The organism is Gordonia sp. PP30, assembly GCF_023100845.1.
Classification (GTDB): Bacteria; Actinomycetota; Actinomycetes; order Mycobacteriales; family Mycobacteriaceae; genus Gordonia.
The window spans coordinates 1331801-1346569 of sequence record NZ_CP095864.1 but is presented as its reverse complement, the minus strand read 5'-3'; the positions used below and the strand labels follow the sequence as shown (position 1 = coordinate 1346569).

At 69.5% G+C, this 14769-nt stretch carries 13 protein-coding genes and 1 pseudogene; 8 read left to right on the top strand and 6 right to left on the bottom strand.

Translation table 11 applies throughout. The features are described 5' to 3' along the window. The first annotated feature begins 45 nt into the window (after window positions 1-45). The 4 genes and pseudogenes from MYK68_RS06230 to MYK68_RS06215 form a co-directional block, all read left to right on the top strand. Window positions 46-1581, top strand: coding sequence for an aldehyde dehydrogenase family protein (locus MYK68_RS06230; RefSeq protein ID WP_247867016.1), 1536 nt, complete (start codon window positions 46-48; stop codon window positions 1579-1581). Further along, window positions 1524-2921 (top strand): hypothetical protein, encoded by a 1398-nt coding sequence (locus MYK68_RS06225; RefSeq protein WP_502798322.1) that lies wholly within the window; start codon window positions 1524-1526, stop codon window positions 2919-2921. The genes MYK68_RS06230 and MYK68_RS06225 overlap by 58 nt, the downstream gene beginning before the upstream one ends. A gap of 16 nt (window positions 2922-2937) precedes the next feature. Further along, on the top strand, window positions 2938-3294 hold the full coding sequence (locus MYK68_RS06220; RefSeq protein WP_247867014.1) for an MDR/zinc-dependent alcohol dehydrogenase-like family protein: 357 nt from the start codon (window positions 2938-2940) through the stop codon (window positions 3292-3294). A gap of 56 nt (window positions 3295-3350) precedes the next feature. After that, a pseudogene (locus MYK68_RS06215) lies at window positions 3351-3950 on the top strand (VIT1/CCC1 transporter family protein); the annotation flags it as partial. Here MYK68_RS06215 and MYK68_RS06210 read toward each other — a convergent pair. The 3 genes from MYK68_RS06210 to MYK68_RS06200 all read right to left on the bottom strand — a co-directional run bounded on the left by MYK68_RS06210 (window position 3876) and on the right by MYK68_RS06200 (window position 8060). Next, window positions 3876-5000 (bottom strand): cutinase family protein, encoded by a 1125-nt coding sequence (locus MYK68_RS06210; protein ID WP_247867013.1) that lies wholly within the window; start codon window positions 4998-5000, stop codon window positions 3876-3878. The pseudogene MYK68_RS06215 and the gene MYK68_RS06210 sit on opposite strands and share 75 nt — an antisense overlap. 216 nt (window positions 5001-5216) lie before the next feature. Beyond that, a complete protein-coding gene (locus MYK68_RS06205) occupies window positions 5217-6455 on the bottom strand; it encodes an MFS transporter (protein WP_247867944.1) in 1239 nt (412 codons plus the stop codon). 48 nt (window positions 6456-6503) lie between these two features. Further along, on the bottom strand, window positions 6504-8060 hold the full coding sequence (locus tag MYK68_RS06200; RefSeq protein ID WP_247867012.1) for a cutinase family protein: 1557 nt from the start codon (window positions 8058-8060) through the stop codon (window positions 6504-6506). 244 nt (window positions 8061-8304) lie between these two features. Between MYK68_RS06200 and MYK68_RS06195 the strand changes: the two genes are divergently transcribed. Both MYK68_RS06195 and metX read left to right on the top strand, forming a co-directional pair. Beyond that, window positions 8305-9606 (top strand): bifunctional o-acetylhomoserine/o-acetylserine sulfhydrylase, encoded by a 1302-nt coding sequence (locus MYK68_RS06195; protein ID WP_247867010.1) that lies wholly within the window; start codon window positions 8305-8307, stop codon window positions 9604-9606. A gap of 8 nt (window positions 9607-9614) precedes the next feature. Further along, window positions 9615-10766, top strand: coding sequence for a homoserine O-acetyltransferase MetX (gene metX / locus MYK68_RS06190; RefSeq protein ID WP_247867008.1), 1152 nt, complete (start codon window positions 9615-9617; stop codon window positions 10764-10766). Between the two features lies 1 nt (window position 10767). Here metX and MYK68_RS06185 read toward each other — a convergent pair whose 3' ends face one another. The 3 genes from MYK68_RS06185 to MYK68_RS06175 all read right to left on the bottom strand — a co-directional run bounded on the left by MYK68_RS06185 (window position 10768) and on the right by MYK68_RS06175 (window position 12507). Continuing rightward, entirely contained in the window at window positions 10768-11091 is a 324-nt protein-coding gene (locus MYK68_RS06185; RefSeq protein ID WP_247867007.1) for a DUF3017 domain-containing protein, read from the bottom strand. After that, complete coding sequence (locus tag MYK68_RS06180; RefSeq protein ID WP_247867005.1) at window positions 11088-11951, bottom strand: bifunctional methylenetetrahydrofolate dehydrogenase/methenyltetrahydrofolate cyclohydrolase; 864 nt, start codon at window positions 11949-11951, stop codon at window positions 11088-11090. The genes MYK68_RS06185 and MYK68_RS06180 overlap by 4 nt, the downstream gene beginning before the upstream one ends. Before the next feature lie 79 nt (window positions 11952-12030). Beyond that, complete coding sequence (locus MYK68_RS06175) at window positions 12031-12507, bottom strand: PASTA domain-containing protein (protein ID WP_247867003.1); 477 nt, start codon at window positions 12505-12507, stop codon at window positions 12031-12033. A 164-nt stretch (window positions 12508-12671) separates the two neighbouring features. Here MYK68_RS06175 and MYK68_RS06170 point away from each other — a divergent pair, with 164 nt between their 5' ends. Together MYK68_RS06170 and MYK68_RS06165 are read left to right on the top strand one after the other, a co-directional pair. Then, window positions 12672-12908, top strand: a complete 237-nt coding sequence (locus MYK68_RS06170; protein WP_247867001.1) for a YgaP family membrane protein — start codon at window positions 12672-12674, stop codon at window positions 12906-12908. 404 nt (window positions 12909-13312) lie between these two features. Further along, window positions 13313-14704, top strand: a complete 1392-nt coding sequence (locus MYK68_RS06165) for an IS1380 family transposase (protein ID WP_247865770.1) — start codon at window positions 13313-13315, stop codon at window positions 14702-14704. Window positions 14705-14769 lie beyond the last annotated feature (65 nt).

Here is a 14769-nt window from a genome sequence, read left to right as displayed (position 1 = left end):
CGGTGGGAATCGAGGCTCGGGTTCCACGTCACGAACGGAGACACGATGAGTACGACCGTCGATCACCTCGCCGCACCCGCGGGCGCCCGGACTCTGCTCGACCACGACTACCGCCAGTTGATCGACGGACGGCTCGTCCCGGGGGCCACCACCCAAGAGGTCATCGATCCCGCGACCGGCGCGGTGATCGGCGTCGCACCGGTCGCCGACGCGGATCAGATCGAGGCCGCCGTCGGCGCGGCCTCGGCGGCCTTCGGCGACTGGAGCAGCCGCAGCCTGGACGACCGTGCCGCCGTCCTCGGCGAACTCATCGCCGCGGTCGAGGCCCGTCGGGAGGAGATCGGCCGGACCATAGTGCTGGAGGTCGGCAAGCCCTGGGAGGCCGCCGTCGGCGACGTCGATCTCGCCCTCTCGTGGGCCCGGCACGTCGCCGGAATGCGCCTGGACCCGGTTGTCGCCTACGACGACGACGAGCGTTACGTGGAGGTGCGCCGTAAGCCGCTGGGGGTGGTCGTCGCGATCGTGCCGTGGAACTTCCCGTTCTTCCAGGCGATGTACAAGATCGTCCCGGCCCTGCTCGCCGGGAATACCGTCGTCGTCAAACCCGCGCCCACCACTCCGCTCAACGCGATGCTGCTCGGTGAGATCCTGGCCGGAGTCGTACCCGCGGGCGTCGTCAACATCATCGGTGACGCCGGTAATGTCGGACCGATCCTCACCGCCCACCCCGCCGTGCGCAAGGTGTCGTTCACCGGTTCCACCGCCGCCGGCCGGTCGGTGCTGGCCAGCGGCGCATCCACCATCAAGCGAGTGGTCCTCGAGCTCGGCGGCAACGACCCGGCGATCGTCATGCCCGATGCCTCGGTCGACGCGGTCGTCGACGGGATCGCCACCTGGGCCTTCGCGAACACCGGACAGGTATGCCTGAACATCAAGCGGGTCTTCGTGCCCGACGCCCTGTACGACGAGTTCTGCGAGCGCTTCACGGAGCGTGCTCGCGGCTTCGTGGTGGGTCATGGACTCGATCCGGAGACCGACCTTGGCCCGATTCAGAACCGCCGTCAGTTCGAGACAGTGAAGGGCCACCTCGAACTCGCGGCGCGGGAGGGCACGGTGATCGCCGGCGGTTCGGTGATCGAGGGCAGAGGCTTCCTGGTGGAGCCGACCGTGGTGCGGGATATCGATGACGCGAGCCCGCTGGTCGCCGAGGAGACATTCGGCCCGATCCGCTCGATCCTGCGGTACAGCGATCTCGACGACGCGATCACGCGCGCCAACAGCGTCGACTACGGCCTCGGCGCGTCGGTATGGGGCACCGACGTCACCGCGGCGACCGCCGTCGCCGACCGGCTTCAGGCGGGTACGACCTGGGTGAACACCCACTTCGCTCTCGATCCCGCGGTTCCGTTCGGCGGACGCAAGCAGTCCGGCCTGGGCGTGGAGTTCGGCCAGGAGGGCCTCGAGGAGTTCACCGACCCGCAGGTGATCTACGTCGCCCGGCAGCAGGCTGGGCAGGCAAATGGATCACGTCATGGCAACGATCGGGGGGCGACGGCGGGGGTGCCCCGCTGCGGCCACTGATCGAGACTTCCTGGCGCAGATCCCGGGGCTACGGTCTGCGCTGCGACGACGATGTCCGCGCACCCGGCACCGTCCAGTACGATCCGGCAAGCCGGCTGCTGCGCGCGGCCGGCCCCGTCCTCGAGAACGCCCGCGACTCACTGACCGGGCTCCGGGTCGGTGGACTTCTCGCCGATGCGGGCGGCACCCTGGTGGACCGGTTCTTCGGCGATCGGGCACTGGACAGGTCCACCGAACGGATCGGCGGAAGCACCGGTGCGGTGTTCGACGAGCAGAGCAGCGGAACCAATGCCATCGCCACCTGCCTGGAGACCCGTGCACCGGTGAACGTCTTCGGCGCGGAGCACTACCTCGATCGTTTGCGGAGCTTCGACTGCTATGGCATTCCGATCCTCAATCCGGTCACCCGGCGCCTGGAGGGCGTCGTGGACCTGATGATGGACGCCGGGCTCGCGACCGATCACCGCCGTGCCCTCGAGGCCCTGCTGGACCGCATGGTCCACGAGATCTCGCTGCGGTTACTCAGCGACTACGACCCCGACGTGCAGCAGGCCGTGGCGGCATTCACCACGCTCGCCCGACGGTCGGACGATGCGGTGATCCTGCTCGGCCGCGACTTCGTCCTGCACAACCGGCGCGCCCTCGACGAACTGACGACCGCCGACATCGCAGGCCTTGAGGCGCATGCGAGCACTCCCGGCGAAGCCCTCGAAGCGACGGTCACCCTGGAGTCCGGTCGCGAGGTCACCGTGCAGACCTACCAGCACCTCGCCGGACAGCCCGTGATGCTGCGAGTCCGCAACGGTGTTCGCGCCCGGCCACCGGTACCCCGGGTGGAGGCGGGATCGGCGACCGCACGGACCGCCACCCGCATCGATCGGCTCACCGGCTCGACGGCACCGGTACTGGTGATCGGCGAGCCGGGCACCGGCCGATCCACCGCGGCCCGCCGGATCGCGGGAGAGGACGCCCGGACCGTCGCCGCGGCGATGCTCGACGACGACGCGGCGGCGGCCCTGTACACGGCGGACCCGGCGACGGCGGCACCCCTCATCGTCGAAGAGATCGACCGGCTGTCCGCGCACGCGGTGACCGATCTCGCGCTCCTCGTCCGCCAGGGGCGTCGCGTCGTCTTCACCGTGCGCGCCGAAGCGCGCGACGACATCGGCTATCTCGGCGGCTTGTGCGCCGAGTGGCTCGAACTCCCGCCGCTGCGTCGCCGGCGCCTCCAACATCATCGCCGTCGACCTGCTGCCCTGGAAGACGCAGTTGGCCGTCGACCAGTTCGGTGCGACCCACCAGGCGGCGTCCATGGAAGAGGCCCGCGAGATCGTTTCTGAGCTGACGACCGTCCGGATGGCCGACCGTCTCGCCTACACCGTCGGCAACGGGCTCGGCTCGGACATCGAGATCGCACTGTCACTCGTCGGGAAGCTCGGCGTCATGGTCTTCACCGCGGTGGCCGACGCGCGGGCGCGGGACGCGAAGATCGATCTGTTCACACTCACGCACTTTCAGCAGCAGTTGCGCGGAGCCCTGTTCGGCGCCGCGAATCCCCGGATCGATATTCCCAAGATCCTCGACCTGTACATGAAAGGCGAAGTCAAACTCGATGAACTCGTCACCCGCACATACACCCTGGACGAAGTGAATCAGGGATATGCCGATCTGATGGACGGTAAGAATATCCGCGGGGTGATTCTCTTCGATTGACCTGCCGTCGGCCCGCTCGCCCAGGCGCTACCCTTCACGTCAGGGCGAGCGGGCTGATGCGGTGGTGGCGGGACATGGATCCCGGCGACGTGCGCGAACGCATCACCGACGTCAACGACGGCATCCTCGCGATCACCGGCACCGGGCTCGGCCTGGCGGGCGCCGAGGTGGGGGCGTCGACGTCGTACGCGGTCCTGGGGATCACCGCGACCGCCGGCACCCTGTCGATGTTCGCGGTGAAGCTCGGCGAGATGATGGCCGAGCGCGAGGCCCAGCAGTCGGCGGCCGACCACGAACGACGGAACCTCGACGCCGACCCCGAAGCCGAACTGGCCGAGCTGATCGCCTGGTTCGAGCGCCACGGCGTGCAGTCGGCCACGGCGCGGCGGGTCGCCGAGGAGATGTCCGACGCCGACGCGCTGGGCGCGCAGCTGGAACTCGAGTACGGCTTCGGCGGGGTCGCGACCTTTCGGGAGACGGTGACCGCCGCGCTGTGGGCCGGGTTCGCGTTCTTCCTCGGAGCGTTCCTCCCGGTCCTGGTGACCGTGCTGGTACCGCTGCAGTGGCGCACCGAGTGGACGCTACTGGTCGCCGGGTGTTCGCTCGCCGCGACGTCGCTGGTCCTGGCCCGCCGTGGACACTCCAATGTCACGATGACCGTCGTCCGATCGCTGCTCATCGGCCTCGCGACGCTCGCCGTGACCTATCTGGTCGGCGACTGGCTGATCTGAACCCGGGGACATCTTCCCCAGCGCTCCGGCCGTCTCGGTGACGACCGTGATCACTCCGCGGACGGTCGGCTGCGGCACCACGGTCTGCTGCGGCACCACGGTCTGCTGCGGCACCACGGTCGGGTCCGGAACGGTGGCCGGCGCCTCGATCGGCGTGACACCGATCGAGGCCAGCGCGGGCGTCACCGTCGTCTCCGCCACCTGGACGACGGCGGGTTCGGCCGGGACCACGCAGTCGTCGACGTCCGGTGCCGGCGAGGCACCCGAGCGGCAGTCCCAGACCGCGGTGTCGCTGACCGGCGCGTTCATCCGGGCCGGGTAGTACCCGTGCTTGGTGAAGTACCCGACGACGCCGTCGATCGCCCGGAGCGGGTGCCACAGCGGGGACGGCAGGTCGCAGATCGGATCGCCCTGCAGGCAGTACTCGGTCACCGGGACGTCGCCGAAGCCGCCCGGCCGGGGCCCGCTCATCGTGGTGCCCGGGAGCAGCCCGATCAGGACGTTCTCGATCCCGCCGCCACCGGCCGGGTCGTCACGCCGGGGATCCGAGTACAGCTCGCCGGACAACCCGTGCGGATCGATTCGGGACCGCCCGTTGGCGGCGTCGGAGAGCACGTCCCCGGCGATGCGCGCACCCTGCGAGTAGCCCGCGATCGTGACCGGACGCCCCGGGCACCGCCGCTGGTACGACTCCACGGCCCGGCGCGTCGCCGCCTTGCCGAGAGCGACGTCGTCGTCGTACGGAATGGTGCCGAGCGGGGCGAGCTGGGTCGGATAGTCGACGTACTGCACGTCGTACCCGCGAGCCTTGTATCGCGCGCCGATGCCGGTGACGCCACCGGTCGGGAGCCCCTGAGCGTTGCGGGGTGCCTGGGTGCCGGCGACGATCACCACACCGCCGTTGCCGCATCCCTTCGCGTGTGCCGCACCGGCGAGCGCTCCACCCGTCGCCGCCGCGAGAGTGACGGCGACCACGGCGCCGATTCCTATGAGTTTGCTGAAAGTCCTTGCCACGCAATGGAATCAACAGTGCTCCGGGGGTACCGGCAACCGCTGGGCGCGGCCTGGGCGCAATGTTCAACGATCCGTCATCTCCGGACGCGCCGCTGAACACCGCACGTCATCTCGCGGCAACACGGCACGAGACGCAGCTCACCGCGGGGTATCTCCGGTGAGGTCGCCGGTCCCGGCTCACGCGAGTTCGACGGATTCCTCGTGGTGGGTCCGGCGATCGGCGCCGCTACCGCGGCCGCGCACGACGGCGACCGCGAAGACCACGAGACCGGCGAGCGCCAGCCCGGCGCCGACCGCGGCGGGCGCGCGATAGCCCAGACCGTGCGCCAGCACGAGCCCGCCGAGCCACGCACCGAGAGCGTTCGCGACGTTCAGTGCCGAGTGGTTCATCGCCGCGGCGACCGTCTGGCCGTCGTGGGCGACGTCCATCAGCCGGGTCTGCAGCGCGGGAATCGCGATGCTGCCGGTGGCCCCGATGACGAAGGCGAAGAGCACCGCCAGCCATCCGATGCCGAGCAGGAGCGAGAAGGCCGCCAGCGCGACGCCGACCGATGCCAGCCCGGCGACGACACCGAGATCGACGCTGCGGTCGGCGAGCCGGCCGCCCACGATGTTGCCGGCCACCATGCCGCAGCCGAACAGCATGAGCGCCACCGGCACGATCGACTCGCTCACTCCGCCGACCGAGGTCAGCGCGGTGTTGAGATAGCTGTAGAACGCGAACAGGCCGCCGAAGCCGATCATCCCGACCGCCAGCGTGAGCAGCACCTGACCGTTCCGGAGGGCACCGAGTTCGGAACGCATGTCGCCGATCGGCATCGCCGACAGGTCCGGCACCACCCACACGAGCGCGGCGACGGTGATCGCCCCGATGACCACCACCAGCGCGAGCGCCGACCGCCAGCCGAGGGCCTGCCCGATCCAGGTGGCGGCGGGGACCCCGAGCACGTTCGCCACCGAGAGACCGAGCATCACGTAGCCGACCGACCTGGCGCGCTTCCCCGGTGCCGCGAGGTGCGCGGCCACCAGGGCGGCCACCCCGAAGTACGCGCCGTGCGGCAGACCCGCGATGAACCGCGCGGCCAGCAGCGCCGGGTAGGTCGGCGCGACCACACTCAGCGCGTTGCCCGCGGTGAACGCCACCATCAGCCAGATCAGCAGCCGGCGCCGCGAGACCTTCGCGGCGATCGCGGTGATCAGCGGCGCACCGATCACCACCCCGAGCGCGTAAGCGGAGATCAGGTGGCCCGCGGTGGGCTCGCTGATCGACAACGACGACGCGATATCCGGCAGCAGCCCCATCGCGACGAACTCGGTGGTCCCGATCCCGAACCCGCCCAGCGCGAGCGCCAGGATCACCCAGCCGAACCGCCGTGCGCCGGCGCCCGTCGTCGGATCCGTGGCAGGAGGCGTCAGATCGTGCACTCCGGGGTCAACACCCCGTCGGCCGGGATTGATTCCGGCTCAGCCGATGACTGTTCTCACATCCGCCGCGTCGCCGTCGGCCGCGTCGTCGTCGGCCGGCGGCTCGGCCCCGTCGCGAGCCGCGGCCCCGTCGCGAGCCGCGGTCTCGTCGTCCTGGGCCACGGTCTCGTCGTCCCCGGCCGCGGTCTCATCGTCCCGAGCCGGCGAGCCGACCCGCTCTCCGGATCCGGCCGGGTCCGGCGCGGACGACGGCGGATCCACCGGATCGGCCGCCGGCCCGTCGTCCACCACCCCTTCATCGACGACCCGCGGACTCATCGACGCCGTGGGGTGCGCGGTGAGTCCGTCCAGCGCCTCCGAAGCCGCGGACTTCACGGCGTTGACCGGCATCGTCGCGATCGACAGCGCGCTCTTGCCCAGTGCCTCCAGGCTCGCACCGATCGCACCGACGTCGAAGCGGGCGAGACCGTCGAGCAGGCCCGTGAACACGAACACGTCCGGCAGGTAGCCGCCGTAGCCGAGGTTCGGCAGCTGCGGCAGCACCGCCATCACCGGGGTGAGGTACTTCTGCAGGTCCGACAAGTTCGCGTGCGGGAAGATCCCGTCGATGTCGGGCAGCGCACTCCAGAAGTCGAGCACCTGGCGCGGCGGCAGCCCGACCAGGCCACGCACGCCGTTGATCACGTCACGCCGGACCAGGGAGATCGACGACGGCGCGGGCACCACGCAGTCGATGTAGCCGTCGCCGTTCGGTGTCTTGCTGACGCAGTTCCAGGCGCCGCCGGTCACCGGCTGATACATCCGCCACGGGTAGTAGCCGTGTTTCACGAAGTAGCCGACGAGGCCGTCGATCGCGCCGAACGGGTCGTGCAGCGGGTCGGGCAGGTCGCAGATGGGGTCGCCCTGGTAGCAGTAGCTGGTCACCGGGATGGTCCCGAAGCCGCCGGGCCGGGCACCGTTCATCGTCAGCCCGGGGATCACCCCGAGGAACGACAACTCGATGCCGCGCCCGCTCTCCGGTCCGTCGCGACGCGGGTCGGAGTACAGCTCACCGCGCATGTTCTCCTGCGAGATCCAGTACTCCTCGCCGTCGATCACCACTTTCTTGTAGGTGATGCCGTTGCCGGTCATGGTCTCCGCCGACGTCGCGACGCGGTTCAGGACGTCACCCGCGACGCGCGCGCCCTGCGAGTAACCGACGACGACCACCTCTCTACCGGGGCATTCGCGCTGGTATTCGGCGATCGCCGCCACCGTCGCGGCGGTCCCGCGCGCCACGTCATCGTCGTACCCGACCGTGCCTATCGGCCAGAGCGTCGTCGGATAGTCCGGTTTGATCACCTTGTACTCGTTCTGGCCGGCATAGGTGCCGTCCGCCGGACTCTTGCCGGTGTACCGCTGCTGCACACCGAGTTGCGACGGCGCGCCGACGTCGGTGGTTCCGGCGACGATCACCACCGCCCCGGCCCGGCAGTCGGGAAGGTCGTCGGCGCGGGCTGCCCCCGCGCCGTCCGGTGATCCGGCGGCGCACAGGAGAACGCAGGCGGCGGCGATGATGGCGAAGCGGCGCGCACGCGCGCCGGATGAGATGTTCATGGCTGCGGGTCCTCGGGCTGGCGGCGACCCCCCGAAGGCCGCCCTACTCCACCATCGTGAGATGTAGATCACATTTCGTCTATCCTCCGAACAGGGGACATACGCACGGTGAACCGCCGGGCTTAGCACGACCGGCGACCACCGGGAGGGTTTTGCTCAGCGCAAATCCGACGTTCGGGGTGCCGGACCGGGGTGCTATATCCTCAGTCGCAGGCCCTGACCCCGAGAAAGAGGATCGCCACCCATGTCCGACGCCAACGACTGGAGCTTCGAGACCCTGCAGGTGCACGCCGGACAGCCGGTCGGTGACACCAAGGCACGCGCGCTCCCGATCTACCAGACCACGTCGTACGTCTTCGACGACACCGACCACGCGGCGAACCTGTTCGCGCTGGCCGAGCCCGGCAACATCTACACCCGGATCATGAACCCGACGCAGGACGCCGTCGAGCAGCGTCTGGCCGCCCTCGGCGGCGGCGTCGCGGCGCTGCTGGTGTCGTCCGGACAGGCCGCGACCACCTACGCGATCCAGAACATCGTCGAGGCCGGCGGCCACGTGGTCTCCAGCCCCCGCATCTACGGCGGCACCTACAACCTCTTCCACTACACCCTGCCGAAGTTCGGCATCGAGGTGAGCTTCGTGGAGGATCCGGACGACCTGGAGTCGTGGAAGGCCGCGATCCGCCCGAACACCCGCGCCGTGTTCGGTGAGACCATCTCGAATCCGCACAACCAGATCCTGGACATCGAAGGTGTCGCGAAGGTCGCCCACGACGCCGGGCTTCCGCTGATCGTCGACAACACCGTCGCCACCCCGTACCTGCTCAACCCGATCGCACACGGCGCCGACATCGTCGTGCATTCGGCCACCAAGTACATCGGCGGCCACGGCACCGCCATCGGCGGCGTGATCATCGACGGCGGCAACTTCGACTGGCGTGTGCAGCGCGACGGCGAGGACCTGTTCCCCGGGTTCACCACCCCGGATCACAGCTACGGCGGCGTGGTGATCGCCGACCTCGGCGCCCCGGCGTACGCCCTCAAGGCGCGGATCCAGCTGCTCCGCGACACCGGCTCGGCCATCTCGCCGTTCAATGCCTTCCTGCTGGCCCAGGGCATCGAGACCCTGAGCCTGCGGGTGGAGCGTCACGTGGCGAACGCCCAGAAGGTCGCCGAGTACCTGGAAGCGCACCCGCAGGTCACCTCCGTGTCGTACGCGGGCCTGCTGTCGTCCCCGTACTACGAGCGCGGCCAGCAGCTGCTTCCCAAGGGTCAGGGCGCCATCGTCAGCTTCGAGATCGACGGCGGTGTCGAGGCGGGCAAGAAGTTCGTCAACGCCCTGGAGCTGCACAGCCACGTCGCGAACATCGGCGACGTCCGCTCGCTGGTGATCCACCCGGCGTCGACCACGCACAGCCAGCTCTCCCCCGAGGAGCAGCTCGCCGCCGGCGTGACCCCCGGCCTGGTCCGGCTGGCCGTCGGCATCGAGAACATCGACGACATCGTGGCCGACCTGGACAAGGGCTTCGCGGCCGCGAAGGCCTGAGTGTCACCGTGTCGTTGAGCTGCGACGCGGTCGCGACGATCAGCGGCGCCGACTGGACCTCCGGTCCGGACGGCGTCAGCATCGCCGTGCCGATCGGCGATCTGGAGCTCGAGTCGGGGCGGCGGCTCGAGGACGTGACGGTCAACTTCCAGCGATGGGGCACTCCCACCGCGGATCGCGACAACATCGTCCTCGCGCTGCACGCCCTGACCGGCAATTCGCATGTCACCGGCCCGCCCGATGAGCGTTTCTCGATGGAGGGCTGGTGGAACGGGCTGATCGGCCCGGGCTGCCCGATCGACACCGACGAATGGTGCGTGATCTCGCCCAACGCGATCGGCGGCTGTTTCGGCTCGACCGGTCCGGGGTCGCTCGCGCCCGACGGTGCGCCGTGGGGTGCGCGTTTCCCCCGGCTCACCGTGCGCGACCTGGTCGAATCCGAGCGGCGGGCGTTCGCCGAGATCGGCGTGACGCGGTTCGCCTCGGTCGCCGGCGGTTCGATGGGCGGCGCCCGCGCTCTGGAATGGCTCGTCACCCATCCCGGGCTGTTCGATTCCGGTCTGGTGCTGGCGGTGGGCGCCCGCGCCTCCGCCGATCAGATCGGCACCCAGACCACGCAGATCGCCGCCATCACGTCCGACGCCGACTGGCAGGGCGGCGAATACTACGGAACCGGCCGCGCCCCGATGGCCGGGATGGGTATCGCGCGGCGGATCGCGCACCTGAGCTACCGGTACGACCGTGAGCTTGACGAGCGCTTCGAGAATCTGCCGCAGGGCAACGAGAATCCGCTGGCCGACGGCCGCTACAGCGTCCAGAGCTATCTGGAGTACCAGGCCGAGAAGCTGACTCACCGGTTCGACCCGGGCAGCTATGTGGCGCTCACCCACGTGCTGAACAGCCACGATGTGGGGCGGGGCCGCGGCGGGGTCCGCGCCGCGCTGGCGGCGTGCGACGTGCCGATCGTCGTCGGCGGTATCGACTCCGACCGCCTGTATCCGCTGTACCAGCAGGCCGAACTGGCCGCCGAACTGGGCAACTGCCCGGACGGCCTTCAGGTGGTGCGCTCCGGGGCCGGGCACGACGGCTTCCTCACCGAACGCGGACCGATCGGCGATCTGCTGACCCGCACGATGGAACTGGCCCGCGCGCGACGCTGAGCTACAGCGTGTCGCCGGTCCCCAGGGAGTCGATCGACGTCGCGAGCCAGATCACCAAGACGCCGGCCGCGGCCATCGCGCCGATGTCGAAGGCGCGGCTGCGCACCTGCAGGAGGCCCGCGCGCTCACTCGGCAGTGCGGCCCGCAGGACGGCGCCGAGCAGGAGCGCCGCACCGAAGGCGACGCTGCCGCGGCGCCAGCGATCGAAGAGCACCAGGATCGCGGCGACCGCCACCACCGCGAGGACCGCGAAGAACGGGATCTGCCGCACGATGCGCTGCCTGCGCCGGGTGCGACGCTGGCGACGGGCCTCGATGGTGGTCATTCCGACCGGGCCGCCAACTGCTGCTCGGCCCGCTCGACGACGTTGACCAGCAGGAACGCACGCGTCAGCGGGCCCACTCCCCCGGGATTCGGGGAGACCGCACCGGCCACCTCCCACACTCCGGGGTCGACGTCGCCCACCAGGCCGTCGGGACCGCGGCTGACGCCCACGTCGATCACGGCGGCGCCGGGCTTCACCATGTCGGGGGTGATCAGGTGCCCCACACCGGCCGCGGCGACGACGATGTCGGCGCGCCGCACCTCCTCGGCGAGGTCCCGGGTCCCGGTATGGCAGAGGGTCACCGTGGCGTTCTCGCTGCGGCGCGTCAGCAGCAGGCCGATCGGGCGGCCGATGGTGATGCCGCGGCCGACCACCACCACGTGGGCGCCGTTGATCGGGATGTCGTACCGGCGGAGCAGGTGGATCACGCCGCGCGGGGTGCACGGGAGCGTCGACTCCTTGCCCAGCACCAGACGGCCGAGGTTGATCGGGTGCAGCCCGTCGGCGTCCTTCTCCGGGGCGATCCGTTCCAGCGCGGCGTTCTCATCGAGGTGCTTCGGCAGCGGCAGCTGCACGATGTAGCCGGTGCACGCCGGGTCGTCGTTCAGCTCGTCGATGGCGGCGTTCAGCTCGTCCTGCGTGATGTCGGCGGGCAGGTCCCTGCGGATGGAGGCGACGCCGATCTTCGCGCAGTCGCCGTGCTTGCCCTTGACGTACGAGTGCGATCCGGGATCGTCGCCCACCAGGATCGTGCCGAGGCCCGGGACGATGCCCGCCTCGCGCAGCCGGTCCACGCGCGCGGTGAGGTCGTCGAAGATCTCGTCGCGGGTGGTCTTGCCGTCCAGTCGAATCGCCGTCACGACTCCCCATTGTTCCATCCAGCACGCCGATCACCCCAGCGGGGCGGTCGGTGTGGCGCTCCGAAACGGCGGTGCGCGGTCAGCCGTGCGGGCAGTTGTTCGGTTCGCCGGTCTTGACCACCGAAAGGACCGCGTCGCCCTCGCCGAACTGCGCGCCGGGCGCCGGACGCTGGGCGACGACGATCCAGTTCCGGTCCCACACCTGGTGCCGGCCCTTGCCGGTCGCGTCCTCGCTGCGCGAGTAGAAGACGCCGTGCTTCTGGATGCTGTCCTGTGCTTTCTGCAGGTTCATGCAGACCACGTCGGGCATGATGCCCTTCTTGGTGGCGACCTTCTGGTCGTCGGTCGGCTTGACCGACGACGCGCCGGACACCGGCGCCGTGCCGGCGGTGTCGCGGTGGGTCGTCACCGGCGGCGTGGCGGTAACGGTGGTGGCCGAGGGGGTCACGGTGACCGTCTTGGCCGTCTCGTTCGACGACGACCCGCATCCGCTCAGCGCCAGCACCCCGGCAATGCCCACGACGACCGCCGCCCCACGAACAGTCTCCGAGCGCATGACCCCTCACTTCCCTCCGGCTTTGCACCGTTTGTACCAGCCCCGGGCGCCACGCCTCGGCCGAGCCGTCCCGCGGCGGTCGAGCCGCCGCGGGTTTCGGGCGACACATCTAGATACCCCATGGGGTATATTTGTGAGACTTGCCCGCTTCTCGAAGGAGTCTCATGTCGATCTCGCGTCATACCGGTCGATTCCTCACCATCGACCGACTGGTACCGGCCCTCGCATCGCTGATGATCGTCGTCAGCATCGTCCTGGTCGCCACACTCGGCCCCTGGTGGCTGTTCCTCACCGGATTCGTCGCCGCCAATCTGGCGCTCTACGCGTTCGCCGGATGGTGCCCGGCGTCGCTGATCATGGAGAAGGCGGGTCTTCAGCGATCCGGGGTCTGCCCGCGTTAAGAGGCTGAGGTGGTGGCGGAGCATCCCAGCCCGGGCCCTTCGACCTCAAGATCATCTCCCACCAGCCGTACCCCACCAACACCGACGACGCCATCCGGATCTCTACGAACATCAGGGGCCTTCGTCTCGCAATTTTGCGATCTCAGGCCGTCGTGTGGTCGACCGGGATAGCCTCCCGATACACATGGGAGGATTCGCTATGAGCACCGCAGAGGCAGTCAAGGCACTCGCCAGCAAGGTCCGGGCCATCCAGGACAGCATCGAGACAGAGGAGGCAACTAACCTCGGCCTTTCACGGGTGAATTCGACGCGCCCTTGCTGAAGTAGGAAGAAAGGTGCTCTCACCTGCGATAATTGGAGTTGCGACACTACCGATTACGCAAAGAGCGAGGAGCACCTTTCTGGTGAGCGACTCTACCGTGTTCTACCCACAGGTCCAGGCCACCGGCGACGGCGCGGGGCTGGTGTCCCATGCCGGCGCGATCCTGCTGACCCGGACCGCCGAAGTCAGCGCCCTGACGGCGGCTCTGTCGCGGGGGCTGGGGCGGTGGCGTAAGCCCCTGGCCACTCATGATCCGGGCAAGATCGTCGCCGATCTGGCGGTCTCGCTGGTCGCCGGCGGTGACTGCCTCGCCGACCTCGCGACCCTGCGCGGCCGGAACGAAGTATTCGGGCCGGTCGCCTCTGATCCGACCGTGTCCCGCCTGATCGCCGACCTGGCGAAGTCTCCGGCGGCAGCAATAGCGGCGATCGCCGGTGCACGCGCCACCGCACGATCGCGCGTGTGGACGCTGCTCGGTGGGCACGCACCGAACGCCGGTATCGACGCTGCCACACCGTTGATCATCGACCTGGACGCGACCCTGGTGACCGCGCACTCGGACAAGGAGTCCGCAGCGGGAAACTACAAGGGCGGCTACGGATTCCACCCGCTGACCGCGCACATCGACCACGGCCCCGGCGGCACCGGCGAAGTCGCGACGATGCTCCTGCGCCCGGGGAACGCCGGAGCGAACACTGCCGCCGACCACATCACCACCCTCGGCCACGCCCTGGCCCAGATACCCGGACTCCCCACACGGCCCGGCCGCAAGATCCTGATCCGTGCTGATAGTGCCGGCGGCACCCACGACTTCCTCGACCACCTGACCAAGCTACGGGTCTCCTACTCGATCGGATTCGGCCTGGACCAGCGCCTCGGCGATCTGGCCGACGCCCTCCCGGCAGCGGCGTGGACCCCGGCCTACGACGCCGAACGCACACCACGGGAGAACGCTGACGTCGCCGAACTGACCGGCCTGATGGACCTGTCCGGCTGGCCGGACGGTATGCGGGTGATCGTGCGCCGCGAGAAACCCCACCCCGGCGCCCAACTGCGCATCACCGACCGCAACGGCTGGCGGCTGACCGCGTTCGCCACCAACACCCGCCGCGGACAGCTGGCCGACCTGGAACTACGCCACCGCCGACGCGCCCGCTGCGAGGACCGGATCCGCCAGGCCAAAGACTGCGGCCTACAGAACCTACCGTTCAAGACCTTCGCCCAGAATCAGATCTGGCTCGCCGTCGTCGCTCTCGCCCTCGATCTGAACGCGTGGATGCAGATGCTCGCCCTGACCAGCACCGACGCCCGTACCTGGGAACTGAAGAGTCTCCGATTGCGGTTGTTCGCCACCGCAGCCCGTCTGGCCCGACACGCCCGCACCCGTCGCCTGCGATTCGACAACCAGTCCCGACACACCAGCCTGCTCATCACCGGCCTCACCAGACTCGAGGGATACCGAAACACCGGCTGAACAGCACAAAAAGAACCGGCCCAACGACCCAAAGACCACCCTTCGGACCCGTGAAACCCGACCGC